Origin of the sequence: Streptomyces sp. NPDC006450 (assembly GCF_040612195.1) — a bacterium.
In the GTDB taxonomy this organism is placed as follows: Bacteria; Actinomycetota; Actinomycetes; order Streptomycetales; family Streptomycetaceae; genus Streptomyces.
The window spans coordinates 1-1,644 of sequence record NZ_JBEXPT010000266.1; the positions used below are offsets into that span (position 1 = coordinate 1).

The 1,644-nt window shown below is 75.2% G+C and carries 1 protein-coding gene; it reads right to left on the reverse strand.

Annotated features, from left to right (window positions below; genetic code table 11):
• A partial coding sequence (locus ABZY57_RS32715) for an FAD-dependent monooxygenase (RefSeq protein ID WP_356518179.1) occupies positions 1 to 1,486 on the reverse strand: 1,486 nt, incomplete at its 3' end.
• Between the last annotated feature and the right edge of the window lie 158 nt (positions 1,487 to 1,644).

A 1,644-nucleotide genomic window follows, 5' to 3' on the forward strand; every position in this document is an offset into this window, starting at 1 on the left:
GCCCGTGCGCGGGCTCGCCGGCCCAGGCCACGTACCCGTCGGGACGGACCAGCAGCGCGGGGACGCCGGCCAGTACGTCCGGGCCGTCCACCGGCTTGGCGGACACGGTGTGCACGTCGAGGCGGCCCTGCCAGCCGGCCGCCGTACGGCGCGCCCCGGCATCGTCGGCGAAGTCGAGCAGCACGGCCCGGCCCGGGTGCAGCAGTCGCGCGGTGCGCTGCTCGCCGTCGGCGCCGACCAGCAGCCGCGGCGGCATCCGGCGGCCGACCAGCGGGTGGGCGTCCTCACCTGCGCCGAGGTCGTAGCGGATGTCGAGGTGGCTGACCGCTCCGGCCAGGTGGCGCTTGACCTCGTCGTACCCGACCAGCTCGCCGAACAGCTCGCGCAGCGGGTCCGACTCCGCGCCGCCGAGGAAGACGATCCCCTGGGCACGGGTGTTGGCCAGCAGGCGGCGGCCGACCGGCCACCGCTCGGCGTGGTAGGTGTCCAGCAGCGCTTCGGGGGCGTCGCCGCGGACCACGGCGGCCAGCTTCCAGCCGAGGTTCGCCGCGTCCTGCACGCCGGTGCTGAGGCCCTGGCCGCCGGCCGGCAGGTGGATGTGCGCCGCGTCGCCGGCCACGAACACCCGGCCCCGCCGGTACTCGGAGGCCTGGCGGGTGGCGTTGGTGAAGGAGGACACCCAGTCGGCGCCGCCGTGCGAGATGTCCTCGCCGGTGATGCTCTGCCAGGCTTCCGCGACCTCCTCGAAGGTGACGGTCCGCTCGCGGTCGTGCGCCGGGCGGCCGTCGGGGCAGACGATGATCCGGTCCACGCCCTCGGCGAGCGGGGCCGCCATCACCATGCCGTTGTTCAGGCGCTCGCCGAGGAACCGCGGCCGCAGGGAGCAGCCGGTGACGTCGGCGAGGTACATGCCCTGGGTGGCGTCGGTGCCCGGGAACTCGATGCCGGCCGCCTTGCGGACGTGGCTGGAGCCGCCGTCGGCGCCCACCAGGTACGCGGCGCGCAGCCGCTGCTCGTCGCCGTCGGGCGTACGGACGGTGATCTCGACGCGGTCCCCGTCGAGGAAGCCGTCGGCGAGCGAGACGAACTCCCAGCCGCGCCGGATGTCCGCGCCGAGTTCGGCGGCCCAGCCCTCCAGTACGGCCTCGGTCTGGCCCTGCGGGATGCCGCGGGCGCCGAAGTGGGCGTCCTCGAGGACGGTGAAGTCGAACTGGGCCCCGCCGAAGTGCCCTACGGGGCTGGTGGCGAGGGTCTCGCCCTGGCCGAACCGGGGCAGCAGCCCGCGCTCGTCGAACACCTCCATGGCACGGGCGGTGAAGCCCAGGCCACGGGACTGCCCGGTCGGCGCCGCCAGCTTCTCGATCACGACGACGCGTGCTCCGCCCAGGCGCAGATCGCCTGCGAGCATCAGTCCGGTGGGGCCGGCGCCGACGACGATGACGTCGGTGTCCGCCGCGGTCCCTTCGGTCCCTGCGGTCCCTTTCATGGGGTGTCCTTCCTGGCAGTGGGGATCACTGGAGACGGGGTGGTGCGTGGGTGTGCGGCGGGTGCGGACCTCCACGTCGTGACGCACTCGTGGGGGGAGCGCGGACGTGTTCCCCGATCCGGGCGGGGGGGCCCCGGCGCGGGCGCGGAACGGCCGGG